1 protein-coding gene is annotated in these 1698 nt (G+C 38.1%); it reads left to right on the top strand.

All coding sequences use genetic code 11. The annotated features are described in order from the left end of the window. The coding region (locus K1F36_RS15575) for a VirB4 family type IV secretion system protein (RefSeq protein WP_220114666.1) at positions 1-1698 on the top strand (1698 nt) is incomplete at both ends.

The following is a 1698-nucleotide window of genomic DNA, read 5'->3' as shown; positions in this document are numbered from 1 at the left end:
AGTAGCAAAACCAATGAGAAATTCACTTCTGACGATTTTGTGTTTCATCAAGGTTTTATTGATGGTCTAGGGCTTACGCTTAACGAAAACCATATTGTCAATCAAATTCTCTATTTAGATGACAAACAAAAGTGGCGAAAGTTGCTCGATAAGAAGGTTGAAGAGCTCAACAAGAGTTCAAATTTCGGTTCGCAGAACAAAGTGGTTCTTGGCAAAATCCAGCACATCCTTGACCAAATCAATGCCGATGATAATGCCCGGATTATTCGTGGGCATTTGAATATTGTCTATTGGGCAAAGGAAGCCAAAGAGCTTGATAAAATTACCTCAAAAATCAAGACAGAATTTAAGGAATTGGATATCATCCCGTATTACCCAAGAGGCGAAGAACGTAAAAATTACCTCCTAAATAGTTACTGCTGTTTCTCTTCCAATTTTTCAAACAACGATTTATATGTGACGGATTTAAAGCACGCGCTTTGCTTGTTCATAAACAACACGAATTATAAATCGGATGCCACCGGAATCATCTTTAACGACCGCGAACATAATATTCCTGTTCTCAAAGATGTCTGGGATGAACGCAAGAAGCGCATTAAGGCAAGAAACTTTGCCATTTTCGCACCAACAGGCGAAGGAAAGTCCTTTCTCGCCAATAACATCTTACGTCAATATTTTGAAAGTGGTATTCGCTTGGTCATCATTGATTTAGGTGGTTCATACACCAAATTCGCTAAACTCTATCCCGAAAAATATACCGTGCTTCGTTACGAAAGTGGAAAGAACTTGGGCATCAATCCTTTTTATATAAGTGATGTAAACGACCTTACACCCGAACGATTGGAAGACTTATCAGTTTTCTTATTTGAACTTTTTGCTTCAGATTTAAAAGTTACCAAAGCACAATCAGTATCGGTTAAAAAGATTCTGCGCCATTATTACGATAGCACTTCAGAAAATCACTCATTGGATGGTTTTTACAGTTTTATAGAAAGGAATCAGAAAGACCTGCTGAATACCCTAAAAATCCATCCCGACTACTTCAATGTTACCGGCTTTTTGCACGTAATGTCCGAATATGTCGGCGATGGTCTATATAGTTTCCTGTTTGAAGTGAGCGAAGACCAAACTTATAAAATCGAAGATAAGCGATTGATTGTTTTTGAACTGGATGAAGTCAAGGATAACAAGGAAATCCTGTCCGTAATGTTAAAGCTCATTAAGTCAGCTATCCAAAGAACTATTTGGAAAAATAGAGCTGAAAAAGGAATCATCCTTTTTGATGAGTTTGCCAAGCAATTGAAGTTTGAAAATGTATTGGAAAGTGTAGAATTCTACTATCAAGCTATCCGTAAACAAAACGGTGCGATTGGGATTATTCTACAATCCATCAACCAGCTTCCGAACAATTCGACTTCAGCAAGTATTCTTGAAAATACCCAAGTCATTTATAGCCTAAACAATGAAAAAGGCTATGACGAATTGGTCAAACGTCTCAACCTATCGAGCCACGACCTGAACCAATTAAAATCCATTAAAAACAATCTATCCGGTCCACGCAAGTACACCGAGATGTTTATCAAGATAGGTAGGGAAAGTAACATCTTCCGGCTTGAAGTTCCGAAGCAAGTCTATGCAGCTTACTTGACCGATGGACAGGAAAATGAGGAAATAATGAAGCTCTACAACGAGCATCAG

The organism is Flagellimonas abyssi (genome assembly GCF_019457905.1).
Lineage (GTDB): Bacteria > Bacteroidota > Bacteroidia > Flavobacteriales > Flavobacteriaceae > Flagellimonas > Flagellimonas abyssi.
The sequence above is the reverse complement of the archived record's forward strand: the minus strand, read 5'-3'. Positions and strand labels throughout refer to the sequence as shown.